Source organism: Rhizobacter sp. (assembly GCF_031412075.1).
Taxonomy (GTDB): Bacteria; Pseudomonadota; Gammaproteobacteria; order Burkholderiales; family Burkholderiaceae_C; genus Rhizobacter.
Map to the genome: position 1 here is coordinate 1 of NZ_JANOCG010000236.1, position 2,253 is coordinate 2,253.

Sequence of the window (2,253 nt, forward strand, 5' to 3'; positions counted from 1 at the left end):
CCAGGTAGTGCGCCACGCGCGAGTTGACGTGCGCGGCCAGGCGCTCGGGCAGCACGGTGGCCAGCGCCGTGCTCACCTGCTCGGCGGCGCGCGAGTTGGTCTTGCACCGGTCGTGGCAGCGCGATTCGAGCGTGCAGCACAGCGAGCAGATCGGCGCGTCATAGGCCGGGCAGTGGGCCATGTCTTCGGACTCGAAGGCGTTGTCGCACACCGAGCACATCACGCTCTGCCCCGGCGCCCAGCGGGTGGTGCTGCGCCGCGCGATGTAATAACGCCCGCGCGTGGCCCAGGCGATCAACGGTGACAAGACCATGGCGGTGACGAGCGCGATGAAGGGCGCAAAGGCCTCGGCTTCGGGGCCCATCGCACCGGCGTAAGCGACGATGGCGAGCACCGCGGCGATCAGCATCGAGCCTAGGCCGACCGGGTTGATGTCGTACAGGTGGGCGCGTTTGAACTCGATGTGTTTGGGGCTCAGGCCCAGCGGCTTGTTGATGACGAGGTCCGCCACAAGGGCTCCCACCCACGCGATGGCGACGTTGCTGTAGAGGCCCAACACACGCTCCAGCGCCTCGAACACACCGAGTGTCATCAGCAGCACGGCGATCAGCACGTTGAACACCAGCCACACCACTCTTCCCGGGTGACTGTGCGTGAGGCGCGCGAAAAAATTGCTCCAGGCCAGCGAGCCGGCGTAGGCGTTGGTGAGGTTGATCTTGACCTGCGACACCACGACAAACAGTGTGGTGATGGCCAGCACCCAGGCCGGGTTGTCGAACACGTAGGCAAACGCGGCCAGGTACATCTGCGTGGGCTCGACCGCCTTGTCGGTGGGGATCTGGTGCTGCAGCGCGAGGAAGGCGAGGAAGGCGCCGCCGAGCATCTTGACCATGCCCGGCACGATCCAGCCGGGCCCGGCGATCAACACCGCGGCCCACCAGCGGCGTTTGTTGGCCGCGGTTTTTTCGGGCAGGAAGCGCAGGTAGTCGACCTGCTCACCGATCTGCACCACGAGCGAAAAAGCGACGGTCGCCGCCGCGCCAAACATCAACCAGCTGAAACTGTTGCTGCCCGACTCACGCCCCACCAGGCCGGTGAAATCGCTGAAGGCCTGCGGGTTTTTCGCCAGCACAAAGAGATAGGGCAGCACCAGCAACACGATCCACAGCGGCTGCGACCACAGCTGCAGCCGCGAGATCTGCGTGATGCCGTACATCACCAGCGGCACGATGCCCAAGGACGAGAGCAGGTAGCACAGCGGCAAGGGCCAATCGAAATACATCTGCAAAGCCAGCGCCAGGATGGCCGCTTCGAGCGCAAAGAAGATGAAGGTGAAGCTCGCGTAGATCAACGAGGTGAGCGTGGAGCCGAGGTAGCCGAAGCCCGCGCCTCGGGTGAGCAAGTCCATGTCGACGCCGTACTTGGCGGCGTAGTAGCTGATCGGCAGGCCGGTGAGGAAGGTGATGATCCCCACGACGAGGATGGCCCACAGCGCATTGCTGAAACCGTAGCTCAGCGCGATCGAGCCACCGATGGCTTCGAGCGCGAGAAAAGACGTCGCGCCGAAGGCCGTGTTGGCGACACGGAACTCGCTCCACTTGCGAAAGGTGCGCGGCGTGTAGCGCAACGCATAGTCTTCCAGGGTCTCGTTGGCAACCCAGGTGTTGTAGTCGCGACGGATGCGAAAGATCTTCTGAGTAGCGACGGACACGGACTCACCTCCTGCGAGGTGAGTTGCAAGAAGCGCTCCCGCTGGAACGCCCGTTCGGGCTGAGCCTGTCGATGCCCTCGGTGACGAGCACACAAGCCCTTCGACAGGCTCAGGGCGAACGGGGTTGGACGCAGTGTCAGCGCACACCCTCCCAGAGCAGCTACGTTGATTGACGTATTCAGCCTGCGTAGTCCTTCTCCTACCTTTGAGCCCATGGTGAATGCGAAATCGCTGCACGCGTTTGGTGCCGCCTCGGTTCACCGCCTTGCCCACAACCCGCTCGGAGAAGCCCCATGTCGAACGACCACGATTCCCAGTCCCCCCACTCCCCGTTCACTCCTTCCCAGCAACGCCGCCGCCTGCTGCAAGGCGCGGCCGCACTGCCGCTCATGGGCCTCAGTGGCCTGAGCCTGGCGCAGGCCTTCCCCACCGCCAAGGTCAACACCACCAAGCTCGCGATCACCGACACCGAAGTCACCGTCGGCCAGCTGCACTCGGCCACCGGCACGATGGCGATCTCGGAGACCGGCTCCATCCAGGCC

1 protein-coding gene and 1 pseudogene are annotated in these 2,253 nt (G+C 64.4%); one reads left to right on the forward strand and one right to left on the reverse strand.

The annotated features are described in order from the left end of the window. A partial coding sequence (locus tag RMO40_RS08310; RefSeq protein WP_489660128.1) for a purine-cytosine permease family protein occupies positions 1–1,711 on the reverse strand: 1,711 nt, incomplete at its 3' end. Positions 1,712–2,004: 293 nt separating this feature from the next. Here RMO40_RS08310 and RMO40_RS08315 point away from each other — a divergent pair. Continuing rightward, positions 2,005–2,253 (forward strand): annotated as a pseudogene (locus RMO40_RS08315) (urea ABC transporter substrate-binding protein); the annotation flags it as partial.